The following is a 14928-nucleotide window of genomic DNA, read 5'->3' on the forward strand; positions in this document are numbered from 1 at the left end:
CTGGATGACGAATTCGGGTGCGTGATTCGGCGTCGGCGTACCGTGCTGGGGGTGACGGATACGAATCGAGAAGATGCTCTGACGGCAGTGCTGCCTAGCCTGTCCGACGCGTTCGGGCTGGGCGCGGTGAGTGATCGGCGGTTCCTTGCCCACGGCCTGATGAACCGGAACTGGCGGCTTGTGACCGCTGCTGGAGTGTTCGCGCTCAAGGAGATCACCGATGTTCCTCTGCCGCAGGTCCGCAGGAACCTTGCGGTCCTCGTGGATCTGGCTCGCGAGGGCATCCCCGTGCCGGGGCCGCTGAGGGCGGCCAACGGTGAGCTCGTGGCGGAAGTCGGTGGTCACGGCTACTGCGTCCTGCCGTGGGTGGACGGTGAGCACCTCCAAGGGACGGATCTCCCGCTCGACCAGGTGCGCGATCTCGGTGCTCTGCTGGGCCGCCTCCACGAGGGCTTGCGGCGGCATGGTCCCGGCCCGGTCCCGGAGCAGGCGCCGGTGGCGAAGGTCCGTGATGTGGCCGAGGCCGACCGTGCGGCTGCTGGTCTCCTGAGCCGCTTGCCTTCCGCTCCGGTGACGGACTTCGACAAGGCCGCCGCCGAGGCCCTGCACGAACGCCGCGGCCTTCTCGCGCGGTACGCCGATGCCCGGCCGGACGGCGAGGTGCCGACCGGGCCCTACGGGTGGACGCACGGCGATTTCCAGTACCGCAACCTGCTGCGCCGGGACGGCCGGGTGGTGGCGGTCCTGGACTGGGACCGGCTCGGTGTCCGTCCGTACGGGGAAGAGGTCGCGCGGACCGCGCAGGTGCAGTTCGGGGTGGGTGGTGCCTTCGACCTCGACCGTGTCGCCGCATTCTGTTCCGGATACCGGTCAGTGATCGATCTGTCCGAGGGTGACCTCGTCGATGCGGTGAAGCGGCTGTGGTGGAAGCGGCTGACCGACTTCTGGCAGCTGGAGTTCTACCTCGACCGCCAGGACCCTGCCTTCGGCGAGATGTTCCTGACGGACGAGGCCCTGCTGAACTGGTGGACCGACCGCGCCGACGAGGTGCAAGCCGCCTACGGGGCCCGTTAGCCGGCGGCTGCTGCCGCCGGGATGAGTCCGGCGGCAGCCAACTCGGGCAGGCACGGCCGGACCAGCGGCGCTGCCCCGGCGCGGGCCCTCGCGCCGAGGCCGGTCCGGTCGGCCGACTCGATCGCCTGCAGCCAGCCGTCCACGTCGTCGGGGTGGAGAATCACTCCGCCGTCCCCGACCGCCTCGGGAATGCCGCCGCGGGACGAGCCGATCGTGGGGACGCCGTGGAGCCCGGCTTCCACGATCACCCGGGGGAAGGCGTCCTCGACCTGGGAGGGCACGAGCAGCAGGTCGTTCGCGGCGTAGATCGGGCACATGGCGTAGGTGCGGGGCACCCAGTGCACGTTCGGGTACGCGTTGAACTCGCTGGCCGTGTCCCACCAACCCTCGACGAGGGTGAACCGGCGGGCGGGCGGGCAAGCGGCGGATCAGCTGGTGTAGGAGGGCCGCGCCCTTGGCGGGTATGGGGTTGACCATCAGCACGCCCCCGCGGCTGCGACCGATTGTGCCGCGCCCCGAGACGAGGACGGTCCCCGTATCTTCGGCTGGCGCGAAGGGCGGGTAGAAGACGACCACCTCCGTGTCGGCGTGGGCCTGGGCACGTCCAGCGACGAACTTCGACGTGGCGAGGACGACGTGAGGTCGGCCGTGGAGGACGCCCATGCTGTTGGCCGAGACCGAGTGCAGCCATCCGGCGACCCGGGAGGACCGGCGGGCAAGCGAGGCCAGGTCGGCCGCCTGTTCCGGCGAGGTCACCACCAGATCCGGCCGGGCCTCGGTCAGGAGGCCCTTCAGCGTCGCCTCCACCCTGTCCTGCGGCACGGCTCGGCACGAGACGCCGTTCCACCGGTAGCGGACCTCCCTGTCGCCTTCCTCCCACACGGTTCCGTGGGCCTGGAGGTGTGCGCGCAGATGGCCGATCTGGGCGGACCCGTTCCAGGGGGCCTGAGGGCTGCCGAGGTAGACGACCTGCCACCCGGCCCGGACGATCTCCCCACGGGGCCCATAAGGGCTTGATCTGTGGTTCGCTTGCGCTAAGTCGATCAAGCTCGTGGGGTGGGGCGCTACAGCCAGTCGCGCTTCTTGAAGATGACGTAGAGGCTGGTGCAGACGACGGCCATCAGGACGATGGCGAAGGGGTAGCCGCCGGCCCATTTGAGTTCTGGCATGTCTTCGAAGTTCATGCCGTAGATGGTGCCTACCAGGGTGGGGGCGAAGAGGATGCCGGCCCAGCTGGAGATCTTCTTGAAGTCCTGGCCCTCACACCGTTGACCTGCGGAAATCGACTGGAGAGAGGCTCTGAGCTGCGGTGATCCGTCTTTCCGGCCATTTCGCCCTGCTGCCCTACGCGGTCGATTCTCCCCAGCCGCTCCCCAACGGGGCTTCATTCTCCCCAGATTCTCCCCAGCGGAGGCTGCCTCGGAAGGAGGATCGCCGCTGGTCGGGACCGTGATCCGCGCGTCAGGACAGGCTACGCGACGTAGTGGTAGCGGGGTAGGAGCAGGCGGCCGCAGTCTGCCGGGCGGTGCTCGCGGTTGGGTGCGACGGCTCGTTCACAGAGAGAACAAGCCCTCCTGGATCCCGCCCGCCACCACCGAGCGTTCGGGGTAGAAGAGGCCGAGCAGCATGAAGGTCCTGGGATGGGCGGCGATGTTGCCGACGAAGAGGTGTACGGCGCGCTTCGGGGTGACCAGTCGCTCGTACCAGCGCTCACGCAGTTTCTCGCGGACGTCGGCCTCACCGTACTTGCGCAGGAACTTTCGGTAGGACTCGCTGGCCTCCCAGTCTCTCAGCGCCATGTCGTGGCCGGGGCAGTTGTCGTCCGAGCATCGGAAGGCGTAGCGGAACTCCAGGGGAACCCACTCCAGGCGGCGGAGGTCCTGGTCTAGAAGGTCCATCTGATCGGCCACTGCAGCTTTGGAGGCAGGCCAAGGCTCAGCGGGAGCGAGCCGGAAGCCCGTGATCTCGGCCGGACGGAACACGCCGAGCGAGGTCCGGTTCGTCTCTTGGTCACGCTTGATGCCGCACAGCGAGGGCGCGACCAGCGGCTCCACGTGTGCGTACCGCTGCCGCCAGCCGTCGGAGGGCGGTATCCGGTCGAGCACCTTGAGGGTGTCTAGATTCGGACGCAGGCTCTCCGGGCGCCGGTCGCCCTGATGCGTCCGGACGTCGACCTCGACGACCGAGTACTTGGCGAACTGTGCTTGCGCAGCCAGTAATCGGAAGGGGACCGGGAAGAGCCGTACGTGCTGTGGTTCTCCCTGGTCCAGTCGTATGCCGGCGACGCAGCTGGTCTCCCGATACTTGGTGGACAGTTCGGGATAGGTCTTGACGGTGATCATGATGCGTGCGCGCTGCCATGCTCCGGTCACGGCGTCCCCCTTCGCCCAACACCTCGTCAGATTGGACGGGGACTGCCGCCTTGGACAAGGGCGCGTGCGGGGTAAAGGGGCGAAGTCAGGCCAACGGCACCACAGGTACCTCGATGCGCTTGCGGACCGCGGTCAGCACCACATGGCGGTGGCAGCGGCTCTCGTCCTGCTCGAAGCACAGCACCGCTACGCGGGACAGGCTCGCCTGCTCGGTCAGCCGGTCCAGGTCCGCCTGGGCCTCGTCGGACCGCAGCAGGCTGCGGAAGCGGGCCCGGCCCACGCCGAGGCGGCCATCCCAGAAGGGCGCCCTGTTGTCCTTGGGGTTGCCCAGGGCACGGAGGTGGATGTACTCGATGCCGGCCTCGGCGAGTGCCTGTCCGAGGCGGGTCTTGCTGAAGCCCGGCTTGCGGCTGATCGGGGTCAGCCGCACGTCGGCCACGACGTCGATCCGGCTTTCGACGAGGGAGGCCACGAAGGAATCGATGTCCCGTCCCTCGTAGCCGGCGGACCACAGTCCATGTGTTGGCGTGGTCGGACGGAAGAGGTCGTCCAGGGAGACCTCCAGGGCCGCGGCCAGCGCGCCGATCGTGAAGAAACCTGGCTGGATCGCACCGCCACTCTCTACCCGGGCGAGGGTTCTCGGCTGGACTCCGGCCTCCTTCGCCAGCCGCTCGCGGCTCCAGCCTCTGGCCTCCCGGAGGGTTCGTAATTGCTGGGCCAGGGCCCGGGCCCTGGCGTGGTCCGGTGTGTACTCAAGAGGGGGCGCAGCCATGGGCCGTGATACTAACGTTCCCGGGCCAGGCGCTTCCACGGTGTCGGCCAGCTTCACCCCGATCGGTCGGCGGCCGTGGTGAGAGGCGGTCCATGGTGGCGACGACACCCTCTCGACGGCTGGGCCGATGCCGGATTATGCATCGGTGCCGCAGGCTTCCTTGAGGATCTCGATGCTCTCGCGGTCCGTTGGTTCGGAGCGTCGGAACTGGGGATGGCCAAGGTCCATCTGCAGTGCGGCGTGAAGTGGCGCGGGGTAGCGGGTTCGGTCGGACCACGAGAGTGCCTGGTGGCTGAGTCGGGCTGCGGCGACGGCGAGGGCCTCGCGCTCGTATCCGCGGTGTGTGTACATGGGAGTGATTTCGCGCGTGGTCATGCTGTACCAGGGAGAGTTGAGCTCGTTTTCTTTGCGCTCGTCAGCGTTTTTTGACGCCTTGCCCGGATCCGCGCGCCAGCGGGTCTTCCACTGTCCGTGGCGCTTCTTACCGTAGTTGCGGGGCTCGGTGAACAGGAACCAGGGATGGCCTTCGGGACGATCTTCCGGGTAGTAGAGGTCGCTGGAGGTCTTGAGCGGCTTGGTGGTGCCGCTTTTCAGCTTCTCGGTGACGGATACGAGTCGCGGCATCTCGGCCTGCGCGCAATTCATGCGGATGATGCTGACGGGGTTCCAGGAAGCGGGCAGGCCGCTCCCCGGAAGCCACAGGCGCGAATCGTCCGGGTCCGGGGTGAGGCCCTGCTTGTTGTTGTGCAGGCCCGGCCACACGCGACGGCTGGCGTGGCCGTCGATCATCAGTGCGTACGGGAGCCCATCGAGCTCGTCGCTGAGGTCTTGGAGGGCGGTACGGACGTCCTCGCCGGCCTGTGCCCAACGCTGCATTTCACCTTGGCCGTCCTGCGTGTGCAGAGGGTAGTTGGAGGCATGGAAATTGCTCTGCGCCCGCGCGTAGTGCTCCCACTGCGGGTGGATGTTGCTCCAACCGAGCATGCGCCAGGTCTCGCCGGCCCTGCTGGACGGGATCACCGCGGTGGCGGTGATGATCCTCTTGGGCTGTCCCTTGTACTTGCGATCGGTGGCCTGCTTGCGGACATGGATGCCCACAAAGGCCATGCGAGGCACCGGATAGGGGTCGTCTTCAGGGTAGAGAGCACGCTCGAACCGGTCGTCGATCACGCCGCATGATCGGTACAAGTCCAGCTGGCCCATGTAGACGCGGTGGTCTTCGAACGCAGCAGCGGGCTTCTTGACGGTGCTGAACGTCTTGGTGAACGGGTCGTAGGTGCGGCCGACCAAGAACTGAGACGGCACTGCGGCCTTTGCGAGCTCCCGTACTACCTGGTGTTTGGCGTCACTCTCGGCGAGGGCGGACTTCACCTCGGCGGGCTTCATGCCTTCGTGCTCTTCCCCGCGGACGGGGAGCTCCGTCTCACACCAGGCCGCGAGGAGCACGCCCGGTTCCGCGAACTGGCTGAGGAGGGACTCGGCGTCCGAGGCCCTCTCCTTTCCAGGGCCGTGCTTCAGCAGAGTCTCGGCGTTGCAGAAGACTGCCTCGATGCCCTCCGCGAGAGGCGTGGTGTCCTTTCCGGTGGGGTCGGGGTCGATGTGTTTCGGATCGAGGCCATAGGGGTGGGCGAGACCATGGATCATGCGCGTGAGGGTCTCGTCCCGGTACCAGAGACACAGGATGCGGAGTTTGGTGTAGCTGGCTGCTTCGATGGAGCGCCGGATGCTGTCGGGCGAGGGATTGCCGATGAGGTCGATGTAATCCCCGTCGCTCTTTCGCTTCTTCTTCTCCTTCTCCTGCATCGAGGTGGCGGGTTCGTGGGGCCGCTTGCCGAAGACGTTCCCCTTCGACTTCAGCTCCAGCAGAGAGACGGTGTCGCCGAAGGCGCGCCGGATCTGGTCCTGGAGAAGGGAGAGCTGGTAGATGCCGGCGCCGGTACCGACGGCGAAGGAGTCCGTTTTGGGCATGGTCGGCCGGATGGTGCCGGGCGCGGGTGTGAGGATGTCGATCCTCTTGCCGTCTTCGTCCCTGAGGTTCAGGCGGTGGCGTTCGTCGACAACGCGTTCCTCCAATGCCGTGAGCGCTGTCCGGTCGGCGTCGAGTTTCGCCAGGATCTCCAACGCGTGCTTGTTCGCCTCGCGCAGGCCCCATCCGTCCAGAGAGAGGGACAGCAGGGGGCGCTGCGTTCCTTGATCGAGCAAGGCAGTGCGAGCGTGGACCACGGTGTTGTTGACGCGGCGGATGTGTGCGTTCAGGTTCAGGACGGGGTTGGGCTCGGCGGTGTAGGTGGCCATCTTCACCGAGACGCGGGACATGGCGTACTGGACTTGCGCCCTCGTAGGGTCCTTGGGACGGGCGGTGGCAGCTTCACTGAGATTGACGGGGTGGGCCAGGGAGGCGAAGAGCGGGCCGATGGGGTGGTCCCATGCGATCAGGTCGCCGTCGCTGTCGGGTTTGTAGTACACGGCCGCGGTGTTGGTGGACGGCTGCCAGTCGACGATGCGTTCCTTCGTCACGCCGTCCTTCGTCTCATACGGCTCACGGATCGGCTCCACTTCCGTGTCCAAGAGGGGTTCAGCGGCCAGCCTCTTCGCGATATGCCACTTCACCGCCTGATAGGCCCAGCTGTCAGGGCTAGCTGGCCTGCCGTCCTGCTGGGCGAGGATGTTCTCGGCGAGGCTGAGCGACTGCGGCGTGACGCCGGCCACCAGTTTCGCCAGGGCGGGCTCGTCCATGAACGGGATCTCGTCGAGAGGGACCTTGCGGACGATCCCTTCCAGGTAGGTGAAGACGTTCTTGAGGACGCCGGGTTCCACGGGGCTGAGCGTCACCATGAACGCCAGGTTTCTGTCCAGGTACACGTACCCGTCGGTGATCTGCTGGAGAACGGTGACCGCGATGGAGTACGGAATCAGGAAAGGGTCGGAGTCCTGTACCCCTGCGATCCGCTTGCTGTTGCGGGTGGCCGTGCTGCCCAGGTCGCGCCAGGCTCTGCGCGTCGGCGAGTGGTAGTCACCGAAGTCCCAGACCAGGGCGGTCATGCCGTCCAGGAGCTGTGGGGTGCACTTGATCGATGTGGTGTGTGCGGTGAGATCCCGCTGAGTGCTGCGACGCCCCATGGACGGTCTTACCTCTTCTCTCGGCTTTTCTGCCGGGCAGGGAAAGCAGCCCCCACCTGCACCCGGGAGGGCAGGGGCAGATGTAGGTCGTTCAGAGCATCTCGCGATCGAGTCCTGCGTAGGTGAGAAATGCCTGAAGTGCTTGACCGTAGAGCTCATTCATGATTGAGCGCTGCTCGGGGTTCCAGTCGGCGTAGATCTGCTTGATGATCGTGGCCAGGTCAGAGCTGAACTTCTGGTCGTGGATGGCGTGGTCCACGATGTGCAGGGTCATGTCGGTTTCGCCGCGGCGGGCTCGTCCGGCGAGCTGGATGAGCAGGATGAGCATTCCTGCGACGAGTTCTTTGCGCAGGTCGTGGTCCATGTTGGAGAACCGGGCCGGGGAGCGGAGGATCTTGGAGAGTTGCTTCCAGGAGGCTTCCCCGGCGCTGCGCAACTCGGCCAGCGGGGTGTCGCTGCCGCCGACGGGGAGGGTGTTGATGCCGGCGGCGTTGACGCTCGCGTGCATCCAGTCGGTGTCCTCGATGCTGAGGACGGGCCGGACGCAGAGGTAGATGTCGCGGACGGCGGAGCGTGTGCCTACGACGATATTCAGACCTCGTCCGATGACAGCGAGGGGGGCGATCAGGATTTCCCCGCGGTTGGGGAAGTCCTTCAGTTCTTCGCGGACCATCCTGTCCACGTGAGGAGGCAGGTGCTCCTCGTAGTTCTGCTTTTCTGCCTTCTTCACGAGCAGGCAGACTCGGTGGTTCAGACCGTCGGCTTGCGCCACTCCGGAAGCGAGGTGGGCGGCCTGCTCGTAGGAGTTGACGGTGAGAATGACACGGGCTCGCTCCGGCTCCCGTTTCTCCAGGTGGGTCAGGCGTCGGGCGAGCTGCTGCTCGTAGAGACCCCGCCCGAGATCTCGAAGGGCGTTGGGCTTCAGTTCCGGTGGCAGACCACCGATACGCATCGCGTCGCCGGCGCCACTGCGTACGGGGGTTGCGAGGGTGACGATGGATTCGGGGCGTGTATCGGGCAGCCACCATCGCACCGGGGCGTGGATGTGCTCTTGCACGGCCTGCGGCAGGTAGGCGGTGGCCGACAGTCCCATGACGGGCCGCTGCACGCCCGCGGTCAACAGCGATGTGAGGCCGCCTAGTTCGGAAACGAACGTATGCGGATCGCCTCCGAAAGACCGGGAGAGGAGCTCGGCTTCCTTCTCTTTGTTGTCCATGCCTTTGACCTGGTAGCCGTGGATGGAGCGGCCCAGCATCGCCAGGGGGTACAGGGTGGCCACCGTGCTGCTGCGCATGGTCTCAAGGATCTTGCGGACCGAGCCCAGGTCCAGGTAACGCAGGGTCTGTGCCTGCGCGCGCAGTTCGTCGAGTGCGCCGTCGAGTTCGCGCAGTACCGTCCGGGTGACCAGCAGGTTGATCACAGCAGCCTGCCGATGCGCGTCGGGCACGAGCCCGAGGAGAAGCTTGCGCATCTCGTCGCGGGTGTCCGTGAGGTGGTCCTGGCCGCGCTGCGCTGTGAGCGCGATCAGGGCGGTCCGAACGGCGTCCCAGTCCGCGCCTTCGGGGAGGTCGAACTCTTCCTCGTCCGGCTCGGAGCCGTACCAGCGGGCGGGCATGATCTCGTTGAGGAAGGCGAACAGCTCGGGCGGGATGTCCTCGGCCGCAGTCGCTTCGGGGAAGAGGACCTGGAGGATCTCGCGGTCCCGTGAGTGGGCCAACCGCCAGCCGGTGTTGTCGCGGCCGGCGCCGTCGGGGCCGTCCGTTTCGTTGCCGGGATTCAGCTTCAGCCCACGTCCGGAGCAGAGCCACAGCAGCAGCATCTCGGCCATGAGGCGGGCATGGCTGACCGGTGAGACGAGCCCCATCTCGTGGACAACAGGAAGGTTCTTCGCGTCGGAGTCGATCTCCCGCAGTGCGGTTGTCCTCTTCCGGGAGGCGAGAGTGATTTCCGAAGTGCAGCGGCTGATCGCTGCTGTCTGGAAGGCGTCGATCTCGTCGATCACCAGGGCATCGCAGGCGCGCAGGGTCATCTCCAGGACGCTCATGCCCCGGGTGCCGCGCGCCTGACCGCGGAACTCCTGCCCGTCCAGCACGACACCGATGCGAGTGCGTCCTTCGAGTAGGTTTGCGTGATTGGTGACGATAACAGCCGCGTTGGTGGCCCGATAGAACTGCTGAAATTTGCCGCACGTCGGTGCGAACGGGCAGGTCAGCCGGTTGGAGCCGCTGGCCTCTGAGGTCAACGAGGTGCAGTTCTCTTCCCCGTAGGGGTACAGGGTGGGCGGGTCCATCAGCGCGCGCTGTGCGCATCCGGTCGACAGAAGGCCGATGTCCGTCCTGGCGCGACGGTCCCACTCGTCGATCTGGGTGGAGGTGCCCAGGGCTGCATAGTCCATGGCGCGCCGGTGCATGCTTGACGGGGACATCAACGGCGTGCAGTGAGTGGGCTCGGTGAGACGTTTGATCTTGTGGAGATAGGTCAGGTCGTTGTTGATGTCCCAGGCCATCTCCAAGGTGGCCCGGACGTCTGTGACGGCGAGAGCGATGCGCCGGTCGTTCAGAGCAGCCCATGAGGCCAGAACCCTCACCAGGACGGTCTTGCCGCTTCCCGTGGGAGCGTTTAGCAGCTGCAGATCGCCGGCAGTCAGGTCGAGTTCGGTCATCGCGCCCGTCGTCGTCTTCATGCTCTTGAAGAACCGCTTGAGCACCTTGTGTAGGTAGCGGACACTCTTGTCCTGCCCGCTGAGCGTCTTGGCGACCTCCAAGAGCTGCTCCACGGTCGGTGCGACCCGGTCACGCGGTGGCCTAGTGTGCACCTGAGGCAGGAACTCATGTCCGGGTGCTTCCCGAAAGTCGGGCGTGGCCGGGATGAAGATCTCCCTGCTGGTCGTGCCGTGCTCCGGGCCCAGGTAGGCAGTCCTCGTCTTCAGCTTTCCCGGGCCGGCGAACGCCTGGGCCTTGGGGCGCTTGCCGAAGGTGAAGAAGGGGCCGGTGACGCGTTGTACGTAGCCGAGAAAGTCACCCCCCATCCGTGGGATCGCTGCGTCCGCCAGGTGTGGATCTCCGGGCGGCAAACGCAGCGAGCCTCCAGAGCGGTCGGCGATGTCCGGTTCTGATGACAGGACTCCGAGCATGGCGAGCACCGAGGTCCGGAGTTTCTTCGGATCCGTCCACTCCTGGGCCATCAAGGTCATGACCTGACGGATGAGGTTTCGCTCACTGGTGGGCAAGTTCGCCCATTCGGACCAGGCTTGCGGCTTTCGGTGCGCGAAGAACGTGGCTTCCTCGAAGCCGGCCAGAACGTGTCCCTCGTCGTCCTTGCGTGGGAAGTAGTGGGCGGCCAGCGCAAGTGCTCCGGCGAGGCCGGCCTCCGTGCCCGTCATGTCGCCGCTCATGCCTGGCCCCCCTTGGCCTGGTTAATGACCATCTCCAGGTATTCCGTCGCGGTCATCGCCGCTTTCATGCTGTGTCTGCGGCACACCACATCGAGCTGGTCCACTTGCTCCCTGCGATGGTCGGGCACCACCAAATACTCGGCGCCGCCTCGGTCACCGCCGTCCAGGTCGAGTTTGCTGACTAGATGGTTGGACCAGGTGTAGTCCTTGAAGTCGGCCATGAACCGGGGTTCATCGTTGTCGGCATGAGTGATCCACAGGTCGCACTGATCCCCGTTGGGCCACAGGTGCGACGTCCAGGGCGTGCCCTCGAGGCTGGCCGAGACTGCTCGATGCAGGGCCAGCTCGGGAAGTCCGGGTACCACGGTGTATCGCCACACGGGCCGCACGAGCACGACCGTATCCGCCACCGCTCGGGCCTCCGGCACGAGCGGAACGGCACCGGTCCACAGCGGGGCGAAGCGGCCCGACGGCACTCGGCACTCGAACGTCGGGTGCAGCTCGGGTGCCGTTTTCCGGCGAGTGGTCACGACGAACTCATACGACGCGCCTGTCTCATCGTGCCAGGGGTACAGGCAGCGTACTTGGCCGCGGATGCGCCCGCTGGATCGGTCTGTCGTCACCTTCATCGGCCACTGACAGGCCGGACAGGGCCACCACCAGCCGCTGTACTGCGCGTATTGAGCGATAGGGCGGTAGAAGTCGTTGGCCCGGGAAGGCAGGTTGAGGGTAGCCAGATCCTTCCTCGGCACGGTCGGGTTCTCGACCAGCGTCCTGCGGTGCCTCTCGTAGAAGGGGCCCTTGATCGCGCTGAAGACGGACTCTTGGCTGTACTCGTCATCCAGCTTGGGCTTGGTGACCTGGCCGCTGAACTTCCCGACCTTCTCCGCGGCGCGCATGACACGCTGAGCCTCGTGCCGGAAGTCGAAGCCGTCCTCGGTTGCGACGCCGTCGCTCTCCAAGAGCCGTACGCCGGCGAGCTCCTCAGCGTTGATCCACTTGGGCAGCAACCGCTCGAGGGACCCTGCCCGTTCACCGGTGAGTCTGCCCATCAATTCATCGAAGGGGATGTGGTGTCCGGGGCCACACGCGGCCATCAGAATCCCGTGGGCTTCCATAAGGCGGTCCAGACGCCGGGGGCCAGTCAGCTCCCCGGCGGCCACCGCGTGTTCACACACCGCGAATGCCTTGACGATTTCCAGCAGGACATGGGTCTGCTGGACCGTGGTCGTGTCTCCGTGTCGCATCATCGGTGGGGAGGCTACGACACCCCACTGACAATGGACCTTGGTGTCACTCCATCGGATGATCAGGTGAACATTTTTTCGATCGAATCAATGTCGACGCTTGGATACAAAGACCGGTAGGTGTCGATGTGGTCCTTGATATGGCGTCCTCCGGAATCGGTGAGGAACCAGCGGTAGGGTCCGTGGTCCGCTCCGTCAGGGAGACGTAGAACGATGAAACCGCGGCTGGGTGTGCGCCCGTCGGGGCTCTGACCGACGGCAAGGTAGTGCGGTCCCCGTCCGGCGAGGCTGCCGTCCACACCTTGCGTCCCTGCCCGCGCGACACGAACCACGATTTTCCATAGCCACGGCGACAGTAGTGCTGCGGGTGGTGTTGGAACCGGCGTAACCCCGAGCGCTGCGCGTGCGACCGCTCGGCCATGCCGCGTCATCTCGACGCGTGTACGTGGAACCTCTCCTATGCCATCGACATACAGGCGGTCCCGGTAGACAGTGATCAGCCCCCGTCTCTCCAGCGCGCTCACGGAGGATCCGGCCCCCGGATCGTGAATGTCGGCCTCCCGGAGCCGCTCTTGGATACGGGTGAAGCCGACAAGGTCGGCCGGGGCACTGAGTGCCAAGGTCAGCCGTCGCCATGCTGCAGCCGGCTGCTGGACCGCTCCCGCATAGCGGTTTCGGCGCTGTTCCTTTTCCTCCTCCTGATCCTGGTGGAAGATGCACGTCAGGTAGCTGCGCTGCCGCTCGTTGAGCTCACACCAGGTTGTCAGTGCTCTCCCGGACGCGTTGCGAGGTCGACGAGTTGGAAGCTCGGGGGCCGCGTCGTTCGGGCGCGTGCGGCGCCAGGCATCGATGACTACGCGGTCAGGAATTCCGTAGACCTGGGCCAGCATCCGTGCCACTCGGCCTTGGGTTTCGGGCGACAGCCAAGTCCGCCCGCGCACCAGGCGGCCACACTCAAGATCACGCACTTTCTCAGCGCTGATGTGCAGACCTTGCGATGCTCGCTTGCGGCGAAGCAGCGAAGCGACCTCGGCGGTGCTCATACCCGCCCGACGGCGCAGATCCTGCAGCGTCTCGGTCCCCCGTTCGCCTGCAGTCAAATCTTGCGCATCACAGCGCAGCACCTTCAGTAGACGCCCGAAAGTTCGGTCGCCTACAGCTTGTGTTCCGGCCTCCCAGCGGCGTACGGACGCAGGTGAGACACCAGTGGCTTCGGCCAGCTCGTTCACGCTCATACCTCGGAACCCACGCTGCTGCTTCAGAGCCTGAGGGGTGAGGGACTGTGCCATGCCTCCCAGCAAAACGCAGTCGACGGGCCGGAGCAACCACCATCCAGACTCGAACGCTATGGAGGTTAGGCGCCCGATCTGGAGATCGCGCCGCTGCGACCAGCAGCTGCAGTGCGCCGTTGCCGCAGTTCGACGGATTTTCTGCTGAGCCTCAGCGAGCACCGAGCTTCACGCTGAGACAGTCGTTCGAGTCCACGCCCACCCCAGTCAGTGTGAAGGCGATGGCGCCGTGCTCCGGTCCGACCAGTGCCCGCATGGCAGTGCAGCGCTGGCCGGCGTCGCCACTACTCGATCACCACTGAGTCGCTGCGGTCGGCGGGGTCTTCTTCATCTGATGGGGAAGCCAGATTGGTGCCTCGAGACGGTAACTACTGCCGGATGTAGGTGAGTCCGGGTGCGCGGTCGAGGTCGAGGGCAAAGCGGTCCACCTGGTCGGTGTTGGTTGGCATGGTGAGGGTGTGGCCGTTGCCGACGTAGGTGCCAGAGCCCGTGGGGGTGAGCTGGTCGCATGTCCCTCGGCGCCACAGGTGGAGAGTGTCGGCTCTGCGGGTGAGGCGCAGGCTGCCGGGTACTTGGTCGCAGGTGAAGGTGCCGACCTCCGTGTGCTGGTCGCGGTCGTTGGGCGCGGGCTGGTCTCGTATGGCAGTGCTTGGGGTTCGTTCCCGGGCTGTTGCGCGGACGAGGGCCTCCTTCGGAGCCAGGGTCGGCTGTTGGTGCAGGTCCCTGAGGATGGCGGCGGTGACGTGGTCGGCCGAGAGCCCGGCAGTGTTGGACAGGGCGATCACGCGTAGCCCTGATGCTTCCACGTGGGCAGCGGCGGAGAAGCCCTGTTCGTGGCCGTAGTGGAAGACGGCAATGCGGCCGGGGCGGGCGTCGGCGTAGAGCCCGGGGCCGTAGAGATAGGGCTCGTGGTCGCTGGGCTCGTAGGCGACTGTTTCCTGCCAGGGGAGCTGGTGGGGGTGCTGCCAGTGCTGGTGGAGGTGGGTGAGCCAGCGGTCGAGGTCGCCGGCGGTGGTCCATAGGGTTCCGGGGCCGGGCAGGGTGACCGGTGCTTCTGTGTGCTGCCAGCCTTGGTGAATGGCCTGGTAGGCGGATGCGGCTCTGGGGATGACCTGGCGCGGGTCCGTCTTGAAGTGGGTGGCGTGCATGCCGAGCGGGCTGAAAATGCGGTGCCGGGCGAGGTCGGGCAGCGTGGTGCGATGGACCGTTTCCAGGATCTCTGCCAGGAGAAGGTAGTTGGTGTTGCTGTAGAGGAAGCGGCCTTCGGGGACGGCGCGCTGATCCTGGCGGTAGGCGAGGGTTCGCAGGTCGTCGGCCGTGTAGTGGTCGAGGTCCCGGAAGCCGGCGAGGGAGAGCAGGGACTCGGCATCGCGTATGCCCGACCGGTGGGTGACCAGGTCCGCGACGGTGACATCGCTCATCTTGAGGCGGGGCAGCAGGTCCGAGGCCCGCTGGTCCAGGCGCAGGAGATCGTCACGCGCAGCGAGCAGGATCAGGTGGGCGGTGATCTGCTTCGCGACCGAGCCGACGTTGAAGGTGGTGTCCGGTCCGATGGCCAGACCGTGTTCGAGGCTGGCCAGACCGGTGTGGAGGAGGGTGGGCTCTTCGTCTGGCCGGTGGGCCAGCAGGGACAGGCCGGGCTGCTCGTCGCGGGGCATGT

At 66.2% G+C, this 14928-nt stretch carries 9 protein-coding genes and 1 pseudogene; 1 reads left to right on the forward strand and 9 read right to left on the reverse strand.

Going from position 1 to position 14928, the window contains the following annotated elements; genetic code table 11:
* The first annotated feature begins 78 nt into the window (after positions 1-78).
* Positions 79-1074, forward strand: coding sequence for a phosphotransferase (locus ABTY04_RS15330; protein ID WP_502996646.1), 996 nt, complete (start codon positions 79-81; stop codon positions 1072-1074).
* On the opposite strand, the gene ABTY04_RS15335 is transcribed toward ABTY04_RS15330, so the two are convergent.
* The 9 genes and pseudogenes from ABTY04_RS15335 to ABTY04_RS15375 all read right to left on the reverse strand — a co-directional run bounded on the left by ABTY04_RS15335 (position 1071) and on the right by ABTY04_RS15375 (position 14926).
* The gene (locus tag ABTY04_RS15335) at positions 1071-1409 is read right to left on the reverse strand and encodes a glycosyltransferase (protein WP_352213858.1); all 339 of its coding nucleotides are present in this window, start codon (positions 1407-1409) and stop codon (positions 1071-1073) included. The genes ABTY04_RS15330 and ABTY04_RS15335 overlap by 4 nt on opposite strands.
* A gap of 729 nt (positions 1410-2138) precedes the next feature.
* A pseudogene (locus tag ABTY04_RS15340) lies at positions 2139-2324 on the reverse strand (CorA family divalent cation transporter); the annotation flags it as partial.
* 303 nt (positions 2325-2627) lie between these two features.
* Complete coding sequence (locus ABTY04_RS15345; RefSeq protein WP_502996640.1) at positions 2628-3446, reverse strand: DUF8758 domain-containing protein; 819 nt, start codon at positions 3444-3446, stop codon at positions 2628-2630.
* 85 nt (positions 3447-3531) lie between these two features.
* Positions 3532-4218 carry a DUF488 family protein, N3 subclade gene (locus tag ABTY04_RS15350; protein WP_352213859.1) on the reverse strand — a complete coding sequence of 229 codons (687 nt, stop codon included), beginning with the start codon at positions 4216-4218 and terminating at the stop codon, positions 3532-3534.
* A gap of 135 nt (positions 4219-4353) precedes the next feature.
* Positions 4354-7260, reverse strand: a complete 2907-nt coding sequence (locus ABTY04_RS15355; RefSeq protein WP_352213860.1) for an RNaseH domain-containing protein — start codon at positions 7258-7260, stop codon at positions 4354-4356.
* A 169-nt stretch (positions 7261-7429) separates the two neighbouring features.
* Positions 7430-10732, reverse strand: coding sequence for a hypothetical protein (locus tag ABTY04_RS15360; RefSeq protein ID WP_352213861.1), 3303 nt, complete (start codon positions 10730-10732; stop codon positions 7430-7432).
* The gene (locus ABTY04_RS15365; RefSeq protein ID WP_352213862.1) at positions 10729-11982 is read right to left on the reverse strand and encodes a restriction endonuclease-related protein; all 1254 of its coding nucleotides are present in this window, start codon (positions 11980-11982) and stop codon (positions 10729-10731) included. The genes ABTY04_RS15360 and ABTY04_RS15365 overlap by 4 nt, the downstream gene beginning before the upstream one ends.
* 59 nt (positions 11983-12041) lie before the next feature.
* On the reverse strand, positions 12042-13268 hold the full coding sequence (locus ABTY04_RS15370) for a helix-turn-helix domain-containing protein (protein ID WP_352213863.1): 1227 nt from the start codon (positions 13266-13268) through the stop codon (positions 12042-12044).
* A gap of 368 nt (positions 13269-13636) precedes the next feature.
* On the reverse strand, positions 13637-14926 hold the full coding sequence (locus tag ABTY04_RS15375; RefSeq protein ID WP_352213939.1) for a serine hydrolase domain-containing protein: 1290 nt from the start codon (positions 14924-14926) through the stop codon (positions 13637-13639).
* Positions 14927-14928: the final 2 nt, after the last annotated feature.

It is taken from the genome of Streptomyces sp. NPDC097981 (assembly GCF_040302565.1).
GTDB lineage: Bacteria > Actinomycetota > Actinomycetes > Streptomycetales > Streptomycetaceae > Streptomyces.